Origin of the sequence: Rothia uropygioeca (assembly GCF_004136585.1) — a bacterium.
Lineage (GTDB): Bacteria > Actinomycetota > Actinomycetes > Actinomycetales > Micrococcaceae > Rothia.
This window is the reverse complement of record NZ_NOIR01000002.1, coordinates 265,324-281,682: the sequence shown is the minus strand read 5'-3', so window position 1 is coordinate 281,682 and position 16,359 is coordinate 265,324. Positions and strand designations below refer to the sequence as shown.

Below are 16,359 nucleotides of genomic sequence, written 5' to 3'. Positions count from 1 at the left end.
ACAAGCTGTGAATAGCCTGGGGGGATAATTGTGGTGATCGTCCCACCATTACGTGACTTTAAAAGCCAAGAAGTCCTATCTGCCCTGGAAAACCGCGGATGAGCGGGGTTTTGTGGATCGTCTCGTGACACGCCGGGAGCCTCAGAGGGCGTTGCTGTTGGTTCGGCGAGAGTTTTACAGACATAATGTCTATGTGACAACTGCAACCCATACTCCCAGTAAGTCGGCACAACCGACACTCAATCGTCCCAACATCGTGTCCGTAGGCACGGTGGTCTGGTTGGCGAGTGAGCTGATGTTCTTTGCCGGACTGTTCGCCATGTACTTCACCCTGCGCGCCACAGCGCCTGACGTGTGGGCGGAAAACACTCATCATCTCGAAGTGCCATTGGCTCTGGCGAACACAATTGTGCTCGTCCTGAGTTCAGTGACCTGCCAGTTCGGCGTATTCAAGGCCGAGCAGCTCAAGGCCCGCCGCACCGGCTCCATCTGGCAGGTCGGCAAATGGGGCATGACCGAGTGGTTCCTGCTGACCTTCGTCATGGGCGCTGTTTTCGTCAGCGTCCAGGCAATGGAGTACGCGACCCTCGTCTCAGAAGGCGTGTCCATCGCGGCGAGTGCCTACGGTTCAGCGTTCTACATCACGACGGGCTTCCACGCCCTGCACGTGACCGCTGGCCTGATTGCATTCCTGTTCATTATCGGACGCGCGTACGTCGCAAAACGATTCGGCCACTATGAGGCGACTTCTGCAATCGTGGTGTCTTACTACTGGCACTTCGTCGATGTCGTCTGGATTGTGCTGTTCATCGTTGTTTACTTCGTGAAGTAGACACGAGGATCGCCGGCCCACACATCAATCACACACAGACAAAGGAACTCTTGACGTGAAGGCACTTTCCCAGAAGCGGCGTCATCCGCTGGCGGCCATCATTCTTTTGGCTGTCGCCCTCGTCCTGACTGGCGGCCTCTATGCAGTTGCCTCCGCCACCAATCAGGCCAAGGCCGACTCCAATCAGAGCTATACGGCCGATGACATCGCCGCTGGACAGAAGCTGTTCCAGTCGAACTGCGCTACCTGTCACGGAACTAATGCCGAGGGAACCGAGAACGGACCCTCGTTGGTCGGCGTCGGCGCAGCCGCAGTCGACTTCCAGGTCGGCACCGGCCGTATGCCCATGCAGATGCAGGGGACTCAGGCTCAACTCAAGCCCGGCCAGTTCAACGAAGACCAGACCAAGCAGCTTTCTTCCTACGTCGCCTCGCTCGGCGCTGGCCCCGGTGTCCCCGATGAGGAGTCACTGGACACCAGCAAGGGTGATGCCGCGAATGGCGCCAAGGTGTTCCTCGCCAACTGTGCAATGTGCCACAACGCAGCCGGTTCGGGCGGTGCGTTGACGCGGGGCAAATTCGCCCCGACTCTCATGGGTGTTTCAGAGCAGCACATTTATGAGGCCATGGAGACCGGCCCGCAGAACATGCCTGTCTTCAACGATGCCAACATCACCCCCGATGAAAAGCGAGATGTCATCACCTATCTGAAGGCGCAGGATACCAACGGCTCCCCCGGTGGGTTGGCCCTTGGCTCCCTCGGACCGGTTTCAGAGGGGTTGTTCATCTGGACCATCGGCTTGGGCCTTGTCATCGGTTTCACCGTTTGGCTGACCTCGCGGTCCGCGTAAGCTCGCTCGAGCATCACACACCTACCAGCAGCTCGTACCAAGGAAGTTAGAGGATCACATGGGCAACCATCGTGACGGAGCACCGGAGCGTTCCGGCGCCGTTGCTACCTCAGGAGACCAGAACCAGGAACAGTTCCCGGATCCGGGTCTACCGCATCACGAACCGCGTCTGACCGACCTGGATCCCAAGCGCGCGAAGCGTGCTGAGCACCAGGTTTCCTGGCTCTTCGTTCTCTCCATCGTCGGAGCGTTCGTGTTCTGGATCGGATTTTTCGCGATCAAGGCCAGCGGCGACATGTACAACGTCAATAACCCGGACCCGACCAGCAATCTGCGTCTGCAGAATCTGTTGCTCGGATTGGGTATTGCCTGCACGATGTTCGGAATCGGTATCGGGATCGTTCAGTGGGCCAGAACTCTGATGCCCGACCACGAGATGGTCGAGATGCGTCACGAGATCAGCTCGGAGGATTCCCGGGCGGAGGCCCAAGAGATCGTCGAGACCATCATCGACGAGTCCGGGATCAAGCGTCGTCCCTTGCTTCGCAACACGATGATCGGGGCGATCATTCTTGCGCCGCTCACCTTCATCACCTTGTTCCGCGAGTTGGGTCCGATCGATACGAAGGTTCTCTCGCACACGCTTTGGGACAAAGGTATTCGTCTGGTGCGTGACCCGTCCGGGACGCCTATCAAGGCAGCGGACGTCACGATGGGTTCTGCGTACCACGTTCTGCCGGAGAATATCTTGGACATCTCTCACGAGGACGGGTACCTCGAGGAGAAGGCCAAGGCCGTGGTCCTGTTGATGCGTATGGATCCCGAAGAACTGCACGTTTCAAAGGATCGCGAAGACTGGAACGTCGACGGCATCATTGCTTATTCCAAGGTCTGCACCCACGTTGGTTGCCCCATTGCTCTCTACGAGCAGCGCACCCATCACCTGCTGTGCCCTTGTCACCAGTCCACGTTTGATGCCGCCAACGAATGCGCCGTCGTGTTCGGTCCCGCAGCACACGCGCTGCCCCAGTTGCCGATTACGGTCGATTCAGAGGGCTACCTCGTGGCCCGCAGCGATTTCCACGAGCCGGTCGGTCCGGCTTACTGGGAACGCGGCAAGCAGAAGCAAGAGATGGCGAGTGAGGCCTAAACATGTCTAATGCTGTAAACGAATACCAGGCCTCGACAACGCCGGGGCGTATCGCTAATTTTGTCGACACCCGCGTCGGTCTTTCCGGAATAGTCCGTGAATTCGGCCGGAAGATCTTCCCGGACCACTGGACGTTCATGTTCGGCGAGGTCGCTCTTTATAGCCTCGTCATTCTTATCCTTTCCGGCACGTATCTGACGTTTTTCTTCGACCCGTCGATGACCTCCAAGGTCTACGACGGCAGCTATGTGCCGATGAAGGGCGTCGAGATGTCGGCTGCCTACGCATCCACGCTGCACATCTCTTTCGATATCCGCGGTGGCCTATTTATGCGCCAGGTCCATCACTGGGCCGCGCTGATGTTCGTCGTGGCAATCGCCGTGCACATGATGCGTGTGTTCTTTACCGGCGCGTTCCGGCGTCCGCGTGAGCTCAACTGGGTCGTCGGTGGGATGCTCTTCGTCCTCTCCATGGCGGCAGGCTTCACCGGCTATTCGCTTCCCGACGACGTTCTTTCGGGCAACGGCCTGAGGATTATCGACGGGGTGATGAAAGCCATCCCCTTGGTCGGTACGCACCTCTCCCTCTTCTTCTTCGGTGGAGAGTTCCCGGGACATGCTGTCATTGGACGCTTGTACACCCTGCACATCATGATCATCCCGGCGTTGATCTTGTTGACGGTTGCGATCCACTTGTTCATGGTCGTCGTCCACAAACATACGCAGTACCCCGGCCCGGGACGCACCGAGAAGAACGTTGTCGGTTTCCCCGTGGGGCCGGTCTACGCTGCCAAAGCAGGCGGCTTCTTCTTCATCGTCTTCGGCATCATTGCGATCATGGCCGGCACGGTCACGATCAACGCGATCTGGAACTACGGCCCCTATGATCCCTCCCCTGTGCAGGCTGGTACCCAGCCTGACTGGTACATCGGCTGGGTCGATGGCGCGCTTCGCCTGATGCCTGGGGCATGGCCCTGGCATTGGCAGGTGCAAGCCGGTGGAACTTGGGTCCTGGCCGTCCTCCTTCCCATGGTCCCCGCTGCGATCTTGCTCGGATTGTTCTTCACCTGGCCCTGGCTTGAACGCTGGGTCACCAAGGACAATCGCGAACACCACATTCTGGATCGCCCGCGTAACGCTCCGTTCCGTACCGGCGCCGGGGCCGCAGGCGTGACTTGGTATTCCATCATGATGATGGCCGCCAGCTCGGACTTGATTGCGACCCACTTCCATGTGGCTCTCAATGACGTGGCATACGTACTCCGTTTCTTCTTCTTCTTTGGTCCGTTCATCGCATTCGAGATAACGCGACGAATCTGCTTGGCCTTGCAACGGAAGGACCGGGAACTCGTACTCCACGGCATCGAGACCGGACGTGTTGTCCAGTTGCCTCACGGTGAATTCATTGAGGTTCACGAACCCCTCAATGAATACGACCGGTATCGCCTCGTCAACTTCAACGCGCCCCAGGTTCAGCCTGCTGAGCCGAATAAGAAGGGCAAGGTTACCGGAAGCGAGAAGATTCGTGGCCGGATTTCCCGCCTATTCTTCGAGGACCGGGTTGCCCCGGTCTCGCCGGCAGAGCTGGAGGCAGCGCATGAGCACCACGAGTTGGAATCTGGTGACCACTAAGCCGGTCTGTCACTGACCTGAAACCCCCGGCCCTCGATTGTGAGGGCCGGGGGTTTTCTCTGCCCGGAGGCCCCCCGTAGCCCCTCCGCCTGTTGTACTGGGCCAGGAATTGATTCTCTGGGTTGTGTGAAGAACGTGTTCTTCTCAATACGGTTCATGGGGTGGGTCCCACCCTGGGCGCGTTCCCGGCTCTGCCCTGCGGCGTTCTTACATCCATGAGTGTTCACGGCGGTATGAGGCTCATCTCTCCCTAGCCGCGAAAGAGCACTAGCCCATGGCCGCCCCTCAACCTGTGTCCGCGGTCTGCGTGCCGGTGCGCGGGCTATTACGGTATTTCCATACCTGCGTTGCGATCTGAGTGCTTTCTGGTCGGCTACTTCCTCGAGCAGGGAACTCTCCCCCACTCGCCACGATTTCGTTCAATAGCGTCCGCGCCACCCTTATTAAGGCGTTCCCGGAAGCGCGTTGAGAGCCGACACCTCATATGCGGTTTGGGGGTGAAAAACATAGCGGCCATAGCAGGGCGATGTGGTGCAATCAAGGCTCAGGGCTACGCACGTTCGACACGGCGTCGCGAGGCTCAAATTCATCGTTGGGAACGTAACGAGATCATGATGCACGGCGTTGCTGCTTGGTCGCCGCGTTATCATCAAGCGGCAGAGGATCAGGGAAATGCCTCTCGTGTTTCGGCTGCTGCCGACACCAGCTACGTACGAGAGGGGAATATGGAGTCCTCCTACGTGGCGGGGAGGGTCCCCAGTGTCCTCTGCCGTTGTCTTTCCACAGGGCCGCCTGAGTTCTGTGCTCAAACCATCCTGGCGGCATCCCGCGTGTTGTGGTGGGGCTCTCTATCGGCTTCCGGTGGGGTTCGGTCTTGCAGCGTCAGCCTTGAGCTGCCTCCTCGTGCACTGTTCCAACGCAATACGCCGCCTGAGGATGAGCGGGTCTTCTGGTTGGTGCAGAATGGTTCTCTGTCTGTACCGGCGCCTACCCCATGCGTTGCTACATGTGGCGCTATGAGCACCAAAGCTAGGTCCCTTTCGTCTTGTGAGAACGGCTAGGGCAGCCAGGGGTCCATCGGGTCATAGATCCGTCGACCTCCATCAGCATTGAAGGATTCGTCCTGGATGATTTCGATCAGAAAAAAGAAGGGCCCCAATCCTCTCCTTGAGGATTGGGGCCCTTCTTCCGCTGGGAGTGCGACGCTCGCAGTCTAGTGAGCGTGGCTTCCGCGGCTGTATTCGTAGACCCAACCGACCAGACCAATCATGGCAAGCGGGAACGCGAGCATGAGGAGCCACCAGCCGATGGCCATGGCCACAACACCGATCGCCGCTGCGATGGCGATGAGGAGAGGCCACCAACTCCAGGGTGAATAGAAGCCGTAATCGCCAGCGGCGTCGACGATTTCGCCGTCCAAGTTATCCGAGGGCTGGTTGGGGTGCTTCTTCGAAGTGAAGCTGAAGAAGAAGCCCAAGAACGCCGACATCAAGGCGGTCAACAGGAGGGCCGGGAATCCGACCCATTCGGTGAATCCCGTCATGAAACCGTAGACCAGTGTCACCGGAATCAGGAAGATGAACAGGGCCCAAAAAAGAATGCCATTTTCGCGCATCTGCTTGCCTCCTAGGAATTGACCGTGGCGGCCTTGCGGGCGGCCGACGCGACGTCGTGGTTGGTGGACAGCTCGGGATGGTGCAGATCCAGTGCAGGCCGTTCCGAGCGGATTCGCGGCAGGGCCGTGAAGTTGTGACGCGGCGGCGGGCAGGATGTCGCCCATTCCAAGGAGCTTCCAAAGCCCCACGGATCATCGACTTCAACCTTTTTGCCGTTGCGGGTCGTGATGTAGACGTTCCAGAAGAACGGCAACATCGACACCGCCAGAATCATGGCGCCGACGGTCGAGAACTGGTTCATCCAGGTGAAACCGTCCTCGGGCATGTAATCAGCATAACGACGCGGCATTCCGTCCACACCCAGCCAGTGCTGGATCAGGAAGGTCGTGTGGAAACCGATGAACAGCAACCAGAAGTGGATTTTGCCCAGTCGTTCGTTGAGCATCTTGCCGGTGAACTTCGGCCACCAGAAGTAGAGGCCACCGAACATGCAGAACACGACCGTTCCGAAGACCGTGTAGTGGAAGTGCGCGACCACAAAGTAAGAATCCGAGAGATGGAAGTCCAGCGGAGGAGTAGCCAGGATAATACCGGTCACGCCGCCAAACAAGAAGGTCAACAGGAATCCGAAGACCCATAAGAGTGGCGTCTCGAAAGTTATGGATCCCTGCCACATCGTGCCAATCCAGTTGAAGAACTTCACGCCCGTAGGGACACCGATCATCATCGTCATGAACGAGAAGAACGGAAGCATAACAGCACCGGTGACGTACATGTGGTGGGCCCACACGGTCACGGACAGCGCAGCAATGGCGATCGTCGCGTAGACGAGTCCCTTGTACCCGAAGATCGGTTTGCGTGAGAACACCGGGATAATCTCAGAGACGATACCGAAGAACGGTAGGGCCAGAACGTAGACCTCGGGGTGCCCGAAGAACCAGAAGAGGTGTTGCCACAGGATCGCACCACCATTTTCGGCGTCGAAGATATGACCGCCCAGCCTACGATCCATACCCAAGGCAAACAGCGCGGCTGCCAACGGCGGGAAGATCATGATGAGGAGGATCGCCGTAATCAACGTGGTCCAGGTGAAGATTGGCATGCGCCACATGGTCATGCCCGGAGCACGCATGCAGAGGATGGTGGTCAAGAAGTTGACGCCGCCCATGATGGTGCCGAAGCCCTGTAGGGCAAGGCCGAAGACCCACAGGTCTCCGCCCACGCTTGGACTGTACGTGGTGGAGTTCAACGGCGCATAGGCGAACCAACCGAACGATGCCGCGCCTTGGGGCGTGATGAAGCCGGAAATGGCGACCAGGGAGCCGAACAGGAAGAACCAGAAGGCAAGCGCGTTAAGTCGCGGGAAAGCGACGTCGGGAGCGCCGATCTGCAGGGGCACGATCACGTTGGCGAAGCCGATGAACATGGGGGTACCAAACATCAGCAACATCAGGGTGCCGTGCATGGTGAACAGCTGGTTGAACTGCTCTTTGGTCTCCAGGATCTGCATGCCGGGCTCGAATAGCTCGAGGCGCATCACGAGGGCCATGATGCCGGCCAGCAAGAAGAAGATGAAGGACGCGATCAGATACATGTATCCGATGGTCTTGTGGTCGGTCGAAGTCAACCAGCTGACGACGATCCGTCCCCGAGACCGGGGAACGGTGCGTTGCGCAACCGTTGTTTCTTCAGCTGAATACTCGAATGTAGACACCGGTACTCCCCTACTTCGATTCGTTCATGTTGGGATTGCGGTTGTACTCATCGCCGAGGCGTCCGTTATTGCCCTGGTTCTTGAGGTCCTGCATGTGCTTGTCATAGTCGTCCTGGGAGACGACCTTTACGTTGAAGAGCATTTCTGAGTGGTACTCACCGCAAAGCTCGGCGCATTTGCCCTGGTAATCACCGGGGCCACCAGTCTTGAAGTCCATGTAGTTGGTCTGACCGGGGATGGTGTCGATCTTCTGCAGGAATGCGGGCACCCAGAATGAGTGGTTCACGTCGCGAGACTTGAGCTGGAGCTCAACCTCGGTATTCTCCGGCAGGTAGAGGGTCGGAAGCTTATCCTCCCGGCCAGACTGGCCGTCGAGACGAGCCTGCGTACCTGACGTGTAGGTATCACTGTCCAGGTAATTGAAGTCCCAGGCCCACTGCTTGCCATAGACCTCGACCGTGACGCCTGGCTGATCCCAGCGACTGTCGACCGAACGCTCTGCTTTGTCGGAAAACGCAAAGAGGCTCACGATCAAAACGATCGGGATGATCGTGTACATGATCTCGAGAGGAAGGTGATATCCCAGCTGGCGCGGGTAGCCAGTTTCTCCCTTGCGGCGACGATAGGCGATGATGCACCAGAGCATCAGACCCCAGGTCACCAGACCGACTGCGAGTGCAGCGATCCAGGAGCCGATCCAAAGATCCATGATCGTGTCGACGTTGTCGGTCGTGCCGCGCTTGGTCGGCAAGAATCCGACCTCGGCGCTATCCGAACAACCCGTCAACAGCAGCGTGGCGGCCGCCGTCGCACCGATGGCGACAATGCCCTTGGCGCGACTGCTACCGGTTCGTTTCTGCGAACTCACAGACTGCCCTTCCTCTAATTTCCGTGCGTGTGATGAACGCTGAGCCGTTCCACCGTTTCCCGGGTGGTCGTGCGACAGCGTTCTGGTCTTAATACGAGCTTACTCGTCCCTGCGGATTTCCGCTGACACTGTGTCACCACAGTACCCCGAAAGTCGGAACAGATTCAGCTCCGACATAACGGCTAGGGGCGAGTTGGAGCCCGAACTTTCGACCTTAACAAGACTATGGCCCGATCCTCCCCAAAGCGGGAATGACCGGGCCATATTACGCGCCGACTGGACGCGATCTATATCACTTAGTTGAAAGAATCACCACAGGCGCAGGAACCCTGCGCATTCGGATTGTCGATCGAGAAACCCTGTTTCTGAATGGTGTCCTCGAAGTCGATCGTCGAGCCTTCCAGGTAAGGAGTGCTCATCCGATCAACGATGACCTCGACGCCGTCGAACTCGCGCAGAGCATCTCCATCGAGAACGCGCTCGTCGAAGTACAACTGGTAGATCAAACCTGAGCAACCACCGGGCTGAACCGCAACACGGAGACGCAAGTCTGTTCGCCCCTCCTGTTCCAGAAGGGTGCGCACCTTCTCGGCTGCTCCTTCGGTGAGAGTCACGCCGTGAGTCGGCATCTCGGTCTTCATTTCGGGTGCAACAGTCATATCGCGACCTGCCTTTCTGCTCGCCTCAAGCCTAGCTATTGCTCTCGCGTCAGTGTAACCCTATTACTGCTCTCGTTATTCCTCCGCCGACCGAACCGTTGCCCACGTTGGATGCTCACCACACACCGTGGCGAGGCCGCGTAGGGCGTCGTCAGCGAGATTGATTCATACGGACCATGAAGAACGCTTCGGATTCTATGGCGCGCTGGAAATCCGGAATGAAGAGAGACTCATTGGCACTGTGTGCGCGAGTGTCCGGATCCTCGATGCCCGTGATGAGGATCGCCGCATCAGGGAACGTCTGCGTCAACGATGCTACGAACGGAATCGATCCGCCCATGCCCATGAGAACGGGCTCGGTTTTCCAAGCGTCCTTCATTGACTCCAAGACAGCCTGAGCAGGACCGCTGGTCACATCCGATTCGAAAGGCTGACCGGCTTCGCCGCCGTCGTATTCGACAGTGGACCCCCAAGGAGCGTTCTGAGTCAGGTGTTCTTCCAGAAGTCGATGGGCCTCATGAGGGTCTTGCCCCGGCGCAAGACGGAGGCTAACTCGAGCTCGGGCCGTGGAGGCCATGGTGTTGGAGGATTGATCGACCGAAGTGATATCCATCCCGATGATGGACAGCGCCGGCTGGTTCCACAGCCGGGACGAGATGCTCCCTTTGCCGGTGAGGCGGAAATCTTCGAGCGCCCCCGCATCGGTGCGGAAATCTTCTTCCGCGTAGTCGAGCTCAGGATCCGGGCCACGAACCAGACCGTCGACCGCTACCGACCCCTCGTCATCGTGCAAGGATGCCAGGACGCGCACCATGGCGGTATTCGCATCGACCAAGGGACCTCCGAACATTCCTGAGTGAAGGGCATGATCCAGGGTCCTCACCGTGACGGTTCCTGAGATGACACCGCGAAGGCTCGTGGTCAGCGCGGGAACTCCAGCGCGCCAGTTGGAAGAATCCGCGACCACGATTGCGTCAGCCTGAAGTTTGTCTTGATAAGTAGCGAGAAAATTCCCGAAGCTCGGTGAGCCGGCCTCTTCCTCACCTTCGATGAACAAAGTAATGCCGATCCCAAGTTCCTCGCCCAGGACGCTGTGAAGCGCATCGACCGATGCAAGGTGAGTCATCAAACCGGCTTTGTCGTCCGCGGCGCCACGTCCGTACAGGCGGTCGCCGACCTCGGTTGCAACCCAAGGATCCGTATCCCAGTCGGCTACGTCGCCAACCGGTTGAACGTCGTGGTGAGCGTAGAGAAGAACTGTCGGGTATCCAGGGCGAGGATGCTTTCGGGCGACGACGGCCGGCATCCCCTGGCCCCCATCAGGCTTGTCGGCAGTGAGGATTTCGACGTCGTCGAAGCCGGACTCGCGGGCCAGCTCTGCGACCCGTTCGGCGCTTTCGCGCACCCGGGACAGATCGTGACTTTCCCATGCCACCGAGGGAATCGAGACGAGCTCCTTGAGAGTTGCCAGAGTGTTCTGGAACGTCTTCTCGACACGAGCTTTAATCTCAACCTCAATCGAAGGTTCTGCTTTTCGACCGTCATTGGCGCTAGTTACATCGTTGTTCGTCATAGGCGCCACCTTATGCTTCTGGCGCGGTGGAAAGTAACAGGGCGCGCCATCAAGTATCCTGGACGGGTGTTCGGAAGCAAGAAGAAATCCTCAGCTGAAAGCGTTGCCACAGAAGAGTCGTCGGAGTCGATGAACTCTTCAGAGGCCGCAAGGGCCCAAGGCAAGGGCCGCCCTACTCCAACTCGTAAAGAGAGAGAGGCCGCCCGCAAACGTCCCCTTGTGCCTGACGATCGCAAGATGGCCAAGCAAAAGGAACGCGAGGCCGCCAGGGAAGCGCGAGTACGGCAGAACCAGGCGATGCAGACGGGCGATGATCGTTACTTGCCTGTTCGTGACCGTGGCCACCAGCGTCGTTTCATCCGGGATTATGTCGATGCAAGGTTCAATATCGGTGACTACTTCATCGTCATTTTGCTCGTCATCTTCATTCTCGGCCTGGTGATGCCCCTCCACATCCAGCAGTTCACGATCTACGTCATGTGGATCTTTATTGCAATCTGGCTCCTGGACTTCTTCATCCTGTGGAGAAAACTCAAGAAGCTTGTGATCGAGAAATTCGGTTCCGCCGAAGCGGGATCCGGGATGTATGTATTCAACCGGGTCATGATGATCCGTCGTTTGCGGATGCCCAAGCCGCAGGTCAAGCGAGGGGAATTCCCTTCCTAAACCCTGCGCGGTAGTTTACTGAAGTGAGGACGGCAGGCCACTCCTTGGTGGCCGGCCGTCCTCAATCGTTAATACGGTCTGCTGAAGTCAGCTGCGTCGGCGCCTCATTTTCTTCAGGCCACGGTTGATTCGGGCAGCCCAGAACGGGCCTTCGTACAGGAAAGCGGTATACCCCTGAACCAGATTGGCTCCGCGTTGCAGACGCTCCTCCACATCGCCGGCCGAGGTGACTCCCCCGACCGAGATGATGGTCATATCTGCCCCGACACGAGCCCGAACAGCAGAGAGAACTTCGAGCGATCTCTTCCGTAACGGTTCGCCGGATAGGCCCCCTGTCCCGCATTCTTCGATGTCGGTCGGAGAAGATTGCAAGCCCAAACCTTCGCGCCGAATCGTGGTGTTGGTGGCGATGATGCCGTCAAGTTCCAGCTCAACCGCGAGATCGGCGATCGCCGCGACCTCGGTGTCCGAAAGGTCGGGGGCTATTTTCACCAGTACCGGAACGTGCCGACGCGCGGCCTGTTCCGCTTCGCGTACGACGGCGCTCAGCAGTGGCCGGAGCGCATCGATGTGCTGCAGATCCCGGAGCCCGGGCGTGTTGGGTGAGCTCACGTTGACCGCAAGGTAGTCCGCCTGGGGAGCAAGCGTCCGCGTGCTGTGCACGTAGTCCTCGATCGCATCCTCGACGGGCACGACCTTCGTTTTGCCAATATTCACGCCGACGATCGGACGCGTGCGTTCCTTGTAGTCGTGCCACAGGTCGGCATGAGCCGAAGCCAAACGCGGTCCGATCTGGTCGGCGCCGTCATTGTTGAACCCCATGCGATTGATCACCGCGTGATCTCGGACGAGCCGGTGCAACCTGGGCTTGGGGTTGCCGGATTGCGGTTGGCCGGTGACCGTTCCCACCTCCACGTGACCGAAGCCCAGGTCGGTCAGCGCATTGATCCCTGTGGCGCCTTTGTCGAAACCGGCTGCCAAACCGAAAGGGGAAGGGAAGACGCGACCGAGTGCTTCCGTGCGCAAAGATTTGTCCGGCGCCGTCAACATACGGAGAGCCTTGGAAACTCCCGATTGCCGGCATGCCTTGATTGCTGCGAAACCGATCGCGTGTGCTCTCTCCGCGTCCATACCGGAGAAGGCGATCTTGAAAAATGTTGGATAGAACCTGACCACGGATTCTCCTGGGCCTTCGTTTTTAAATATGAATTTGAGGTTGAGGGTTACGATTTGAGGTTAAACTGCAGATTTAGTTACCGAGTCCACCGCTCCCCCATATCTGCGGTCGCGTTGAGCATATTCTTCGATGGCGTCCCAGAGAACGAGGCGATCCACGTCCGGCCAAAGGATATTCATGAAGATCATCTCGGCATAAGCGCTCTGCCAGAGAAGGAAATTGGAGAATCGTTGTTCCCCAGAGGTTCGCAAGAACATATCCACATCCGGAAGATCTGGTTCGTCCAAATACCGAGCGAATGTTTTCTCGTTAATCTGGCCGGGTTTGACGGTTCCGGCTGCCGCATCGGCAGCGATGGCGGCTGCGGCATCGGCGATTTCTGCACGACCCCCATAATTCACGCACATCACTAGCGTGCACACGGTGTTGTCCGCTGTCTCCCGCTCACAGGTCTCCAACTGGCGAATAACGGACTTCCACAGGCGAGGGCGTCTGCCGGCCCAACGGATACGAACACCCCAAGAATTCAGTGTATCGAGCTGGCGCTCCAAGACGTCGCCGCAGAATCTCATCAAGAAATTGACCTCATCGAGGGACCGCTTCCAGTTCTCGGTCGAGAAGGCGTAGGCGCTCACGACGGAAATGCCCATTTCAATCGCTCCAGCTACCACATCCAGGAGCGCCTGCTCCCCCGCTTTGTGGCCCTCATTGCGGGGCAATCCGCGCTCATTCGCCCAACGTCCGTTACCGTCCATGACCACGGCCACGTGACGCGGTACGAACTTCTGAGGAATGGCGGGCGGGCGTCTTCCCGACGGATGAGGAAAGGGGGCTTGGATAGTCATAAGGTCCTTTCGAGCAAGGCAAATGAGCGGAACTCGCGCTCCACGTGCCACTGTACATAACGTCTGAGGAGCGCTCCGACGCGGTCCGCAGCGGTGTGATCTTCAACGTCCTGCAGAAGGTCCCAGTTTCCCGTGGCAACTGCGCGGAGGTAAGTCATCATGTCCGTGCTCAGCGGACGGTCCCCGGCCTGGGCACAAGCGGCGCATACGACACCCCCACCGGATATCGACCACGAGGTCACGTTCTCGGTGTCCCCGCACCGAACACAGGCTTCGGTTGCGATGTACCAGCCTGCAATCCGCATGGATCGGGCCAGGAACGAGTTCAAGACGTCCTGAGGTGGATGGGTCTGACGAGCCAAGGAAGAGAGGGCCCCCGCCGTCAAGGTGAAGAGTTCTCGCGCGGACTCAGGATCTCCCTGGGCCACGTGCTCCGAAACCTCCGCAATAGCCGAAGCGCTCGTATACGCGACGTAATCGGCCACGATGGGAGCAGCGTAGGCCTTTCGGGTTACGGCCTGAGTCACGGTATCCAGATTCCGGCCGTGGACCAAAGAAACATCCGTGATCATGAAGGGTTCTAACCTCGCACCGAGCTTCGAGTTGCTTCGGCGCACGCCTTTAGCCACAGCACGTATCAGACCGTGCCCAGCGGACAGACCGACAATGATCCGGTCCGACTCGCCAAGTGGGTACGTTCCCAGGACGATCACAGTCTCGCGATACGTCCTGGATACGGCGGTTGTCGTTGGCACTCGCCCATTATCCCACGGCAGATGTGAGAAAAATACGACGCCGCCCGCGCAAAGCGTGGGCGGCGTCGTCAGGCGAACTTGATTACCGCAATGCGCGGTTGACGGCTGAGATCAGAGCTTTCAGGCCTGCGCGGGTGGTGTTGGCGTCGACACCGACGCCCCACAGGACACGATCGCCGACCGCCGCCTCGACATAGCTGGCCGCATGGGCATTCTCGCCCGCTGACATCGCATGCTCGGAGTAGTCCAGGACTCGAACGTCGACACCCTCATGGGAGAGCACTCGGGTCAGCGCGTCAATAGGTCCGTTGCCGACGGCAGAACGGTCGATCTCACGACCGTTGATGTCCAGCTTGAGCCGCAGGGTCGTGTCCCCCGTATCCGTGGCCTCGGTGGTCATCGCGGCAATTCGGAATTTGCCCCAACGACGCTCACCGTGGTCCTCTTCCGCCGGCAGGTACTCGTCCTTGAAGATGTCCCAGAGGGCGACGCTCGTGATTTCGCCGCCTTCGCTGTCCGTACGATTCTGGACGACGCTCGAGAACTCCACCTGCGCACGTTTGGGCATGTCCAGGCCCTTCTGCTGCTTCAACAAGTAGGCGACGCCGCCCTTGCCGGACTGGGAATTCACACGGATGACCGCTTCGTAGTTCCTGCCGAGATCCATAGGATCGATGGGCAGGTAAGGAACGGCCCATTCCATCTCCTCGACATCCTTGTTCTGGGACTTCGCATCGACCTCCATCGCTTCGAAGCCCTTCTTGATGGCGTCCTGGTGGGACCCGGAGAATGCCGTGAATACCAAATCTCCACCGTAGGGAGAACGCTCGTGGACCTTGATTTGGTTACAGTACTCGACCGTTTGCCGGATTTCGTCGATGTTAGAAAAATCGATCTGCGGATCGATGCCCTGCGTGAACAGATTGAGTCCCAGGGTCACCAGGTCGACGTTTCCGGTCCGCTCGCCGTTGCCGAAGAGACAGCCCTCGATCCGATCTGCACCGGCCAGGAAACCGAGTTCAGCAGCGGCGATGCCCGTGCCCCGATCATTGTGCGGGTGCAGGGAAAGAATGACGTTGTCCCGATTGTCCAGATGACGGCTCATCCATTCGATCGAGTCGGCATAGACGTTGGGCGTTGCCATCTCGACGGTCGCGGGCAAATTGATGATGACCTGGCGGTCTTCTCCGATCCCCAGTTCATTGGTAACCGCGTTGGCAACGCGCGCAGCGTACTCGACCTCGGTGCCCGTGTAGGACTCCGGAGAATACTGGTACGTGAGAGGCACAGTAGTGCTCATCTGCTCTTCGTACTTGGTGCAGAGACGAGCACCGTTCAGGGCGATATCCATGATGCCGTCCTGATCCTGTTTGAAGACAACGCGACGTTGGAGAACTGACGTCGAATTGTAGAAATGGATGATCGCTGAGGGTGCGCCCTCGATGGCCTCATACGTCCGCTCGATGAGGTGCTCCCGGCACTGGACCAAAACCTGGATCGTGACGTCGTCGGGGATGTAATGGTCCTCGATGAGGGTGCGTACGAAATTGAAATCGGTCTGGGACGCGGAGGGGAAACCAACCTCGATCTCTTTGTAACCCATCGCGACCAGGAGCTTGAACATCGCCAGTTTGCGGTCCGTGTCCATCGGGTCCACCAAGGCCTGGTTTCCATCGCGGAGGTCGACCGCGCACCAGCGCGGTGCGTGCGTCATGACCTTATCCGGCCAGGTGCGGTCGGGAAGATTGACCGAAATTTCCTCGTGGTAGGGACGATATTTGTGAATCGGCATTCCGGAGGATTTCTGCGGGTGAGTCATCGTGAGTGCCTCTCAGGACGTTGTATAAGGTTGCGGCCGGCGCAACTGATCTCCGCAGCGAGGTGTCGGCCTAGTCGGAATACGAGGCCTCGCTGCGGCAACTAAGCAGGAGGATCACGGATGATTGATTCACGATATTCAACGTACCACCCGCGTCGCATCCCTGCGTGACAGGTCACGGTCTGTCCACATTATGGGATGCGA

Annotated in this window: 14 protein-coding genes; 5 read left to right on the top strand and 9 right to left on the bottom strand. The window is 58.5% G+C overall.

Going from position 1 to position 16,359, the window contains the following annotated elements:
• The first annotated feature begins 193 nt into the window (after positions 1 to 193).
• From ctaE to qcrB, 4 genes are read left to right on the top strand one after another with little or no spacing between them, the layout of a single operon-like run.
• Entirely contained in the window at positions 194 to 832 is a 639-nt protein-coding gene (ctaE, locus tag EWR20_RS05525) for an aa3-type cytochrome oxidase subunit III (protein WP_129359643.1), read from the top strand.
• A 55-nt stretch (positions 833 to 887) separates the two neighbouring features.
• The gene (gene qcrC / locus EWR20_RS05520) at positions 888 to 1,682 is read left to right on the top strand and encodes a cytochrome bc1 complex diheme cytochrome c subunit (RefSeq protein WP_129359642.1); all 795 of its coding nucleotides are present in this window, start codon (positions 888 to 890) and stop codon (positions 1,680 to 1,682) included.
• Between the two features lie 58 nt (positions 1,683 to 1,740).
• The gene (gene qcrA, locus EWR20_RS05515; RefSeq protein WP_129359641.1) at positions 1,741 to 2,832 is read left to right on the top strand and encodes a cytochrome bc1 complex Rieske iron-sulfur subunit; all 1,092 of its coding nucleotides are present in this window, start codon (positions 1,741 to 1,743) and stop codon (positions 2,830 to 2,832) included.
• A gap of 2 nt (positions 2,833 to 2,834) precedes the next feature.
• The gene (gene qcrB, locus EWR20_RS05510; protein ID WP_129359640.1) at positions 2,835 to 4,463 is read left to right on the top strand and encodes a cytochrome bc1 complex cytochrome b subunit; all 1,629 of its coding nucleotides are present in this window, start codon (positions 2,835 to 2,837) and stop codon (positions 4,461 to 4,463) included.
• 1,213 nt (positions 4,464 to 5,676) lie between these two features.
• Here the strand turns inward: qcrB and EWR20_RS05505 are convergent.
• From EWR20_RS05505 to EWR20_RS05485, 5 genes are all read right to left on the bottom strand, one after another.
• On the bottom strand, positions 5,677 to 6,078 hold the full coding sequence (locus tag EWR20_RS05505) for a cytochrome c oxidase subunit 4 (RefSeq protein WP_129359639.1): 402 nt from the start codon (positions 6,076 to 6,078) through the stop codon (positions 5,677 to 5,679).
• Between the two features lie 11 nt (positions 6,079 to 6,089).
• The gene (gene ctaD / locus EWR20_RS05500) at positions 6,090 to 7,793 is read right to left on the bottom strand and encodes an aa3-type cytochrome oxidase subunit I (protein WP_129359638.1); all 1,704 of its coding nucleotides are present in this window, start codon (positions 7,791 to 7,793) and stop codon (positions 6,090 to 6,092) included.
• A gap of 10 nt (positions 7,794 to 7,803) precedes the next feature.
• Entirely contained in the window at positions 7,804 to 8,661 is an 858-nt protein-coding gene (ctaC, locus tag EWR20_RS05495) for an aa3-type cytochrome oxidase subunit II (RefSeq protein WP_129359637.1), read from the bottom strand.
• 296 nt (positions 8,662 to 8,957) lie between these two features.
• Positions 8,958 to 9,320: a HesB/IscA family protein gene (locus EWR20_RS05490; RefSeq protein ID WP_129359636.1), complete on the bottom strand. Its 363-nt coding sequence runs from the start codon at positions 9,318 to 9,320 to the stop codon at positions 8,958 to 8,960.
• 151 nt (positions 9,321 to 9,471) lie between these two features.
• A complete protein-coding gene (locus EWR20_RS05485; RefSeq protein WP_129359635.1) occupies positions 9,472 to 10,893 on the bottom strand; it encodes a dipeptidase in 1,422 nt (473 codons plus the stop codon).
• Between the two features lie 12 nt (positions 10,894 to 10,905).
• On the opposite strand from EWR20_RS05485, the gene EWR20_RS05480 reads away from it, so the two are divergent.
• Entirely contained in the window at positions 10,906 to 11,559 is a 654-nt protein-coding gene (locus tag EWR20_RS05480) for a DUF3043 domain-containing protein (protein WP_366150737.1), read from the top strand.
• A gap of 87 nt (positions 11,560 to 11,646) precedes the next feature.
• Here the strand turns inward: EWR20_RS05480 and EWR20_RS05475 are convergent, their stop codons facing one another.
• The 4 genes from EWR20_RS05475 to leuA all read right to left on the bottom strand — a co-directional run bounded on the left by EWR20_RS05475 (position 11,647) and on the right by leuA (position 16,155).
• Positions 11,647 to 12,735 carry a quinone-dependent dihydroorotate dehydrogenase gene (locus tag EWR20_RS05475; RefSeq protein WP_255411248.1) on the bottom strand — a complete coding sequence of 363 codons (1,089 nt, stop codon included), beginning with the start codon at positions 12,733 to 12,735 and terminating at the stop codon, positions 11,647 to 11,649.
• Between the two features lie 60 nt (positions 12,736 to 12,795).
• Positions 12,796 to 13,581, bottom strand: a complete 786-nt coding sequence (locus EWR20_RS05470; RefSeq protein WP_129359633.1) for an isoprenyl transferase — start codon at positions 13,579 to 13,581, stop codon at positions 12,796 to 12,798.
• Entirely contained in the window at positions 13,578 to 14,336 is a 759-nt protein-coding gene (gene recO / locus EWR20_RS05465; protein ID WP_165000964.1) for a DNA repair protein RecO, read from the bottom strand. Before recO ends, EWR20_RS05470 begins: the two co-directional genes overlap by 4 nt.
• Before the next feature lie 82 nt (positions 14,337 to 14,418).
• A complete protein-coding gene (gene leuA, locus EWR20_RS05460; protein WP_129359631.1) occupies positions 14,419 to 16,155 on the bottom strand; it encodes a 2-isopropylmalate synthase in 1,737 nt (578 codons plus the stop codon).
• Between the last annotated feature and the right edge of the window lie 204 nt (positions 16,156 to 16,359).

Excerpts from the sequence above, each read along its gene's own strand:
- qcrA (WP_129359641.1), top strand. The coding sequence starts at position 1,741 with ATGGGCAACCATCGTGACGGAGCACCGGAGCGTTCCGGCGCCGTTGCT.
- qcrB (WP_129359640.1), top strand. The coding sequence starts at position 2,835 with ATGTCTAATGCTGTAAACGAATACCAGGCCTCGACAACGCCGGGGCGT.
- EWR20_RS05505 (WP_129359639.1), bottom strand. The coding sequence starts at position 6,078 with ATGCGCGAAAATGGCATTCTTTTTTGGGCCCTGTTCATCTTCCTGATT.
- EWR20_RS05490 (WP_129359636.1), bottom strand. The coding sequence starts at position 9,320 with ATGACTGTTGCACCCGAAATGAAGACCGAGATGCCGACTCACGGCGTG.
- EWR20_RS05485 (WP_129359635.1), bottom strand. The coding sequence starts at position 10,893 with ATGACGAACAACGATGTAACTAGCGCCAATGACGGTCGAAAAGCAGAA.
- EWR20_RS05480 (WP_366150737.1), top strand. The coding sequence starts at position 10,906 with ATGCTTCTGGCGCGGTGGAAAGTAACAGGGCGCGCCATCAAGTATCCT.
- EWR20_RS05470 (WP_129359633.1), bottom strand. The coding sequence starts at position 13,581 with ATGACTATCCAAGCCCCCTTTCCTCATCCGTCGGGAAGACGCCCGCCC.
- leuA (WP_129359631.1), bottom strand. The coding sequence starts at position 16,155 with ATGACTCACCCGCAGAAATCCTCCGGAATGCCGATTCACAAATATCGT.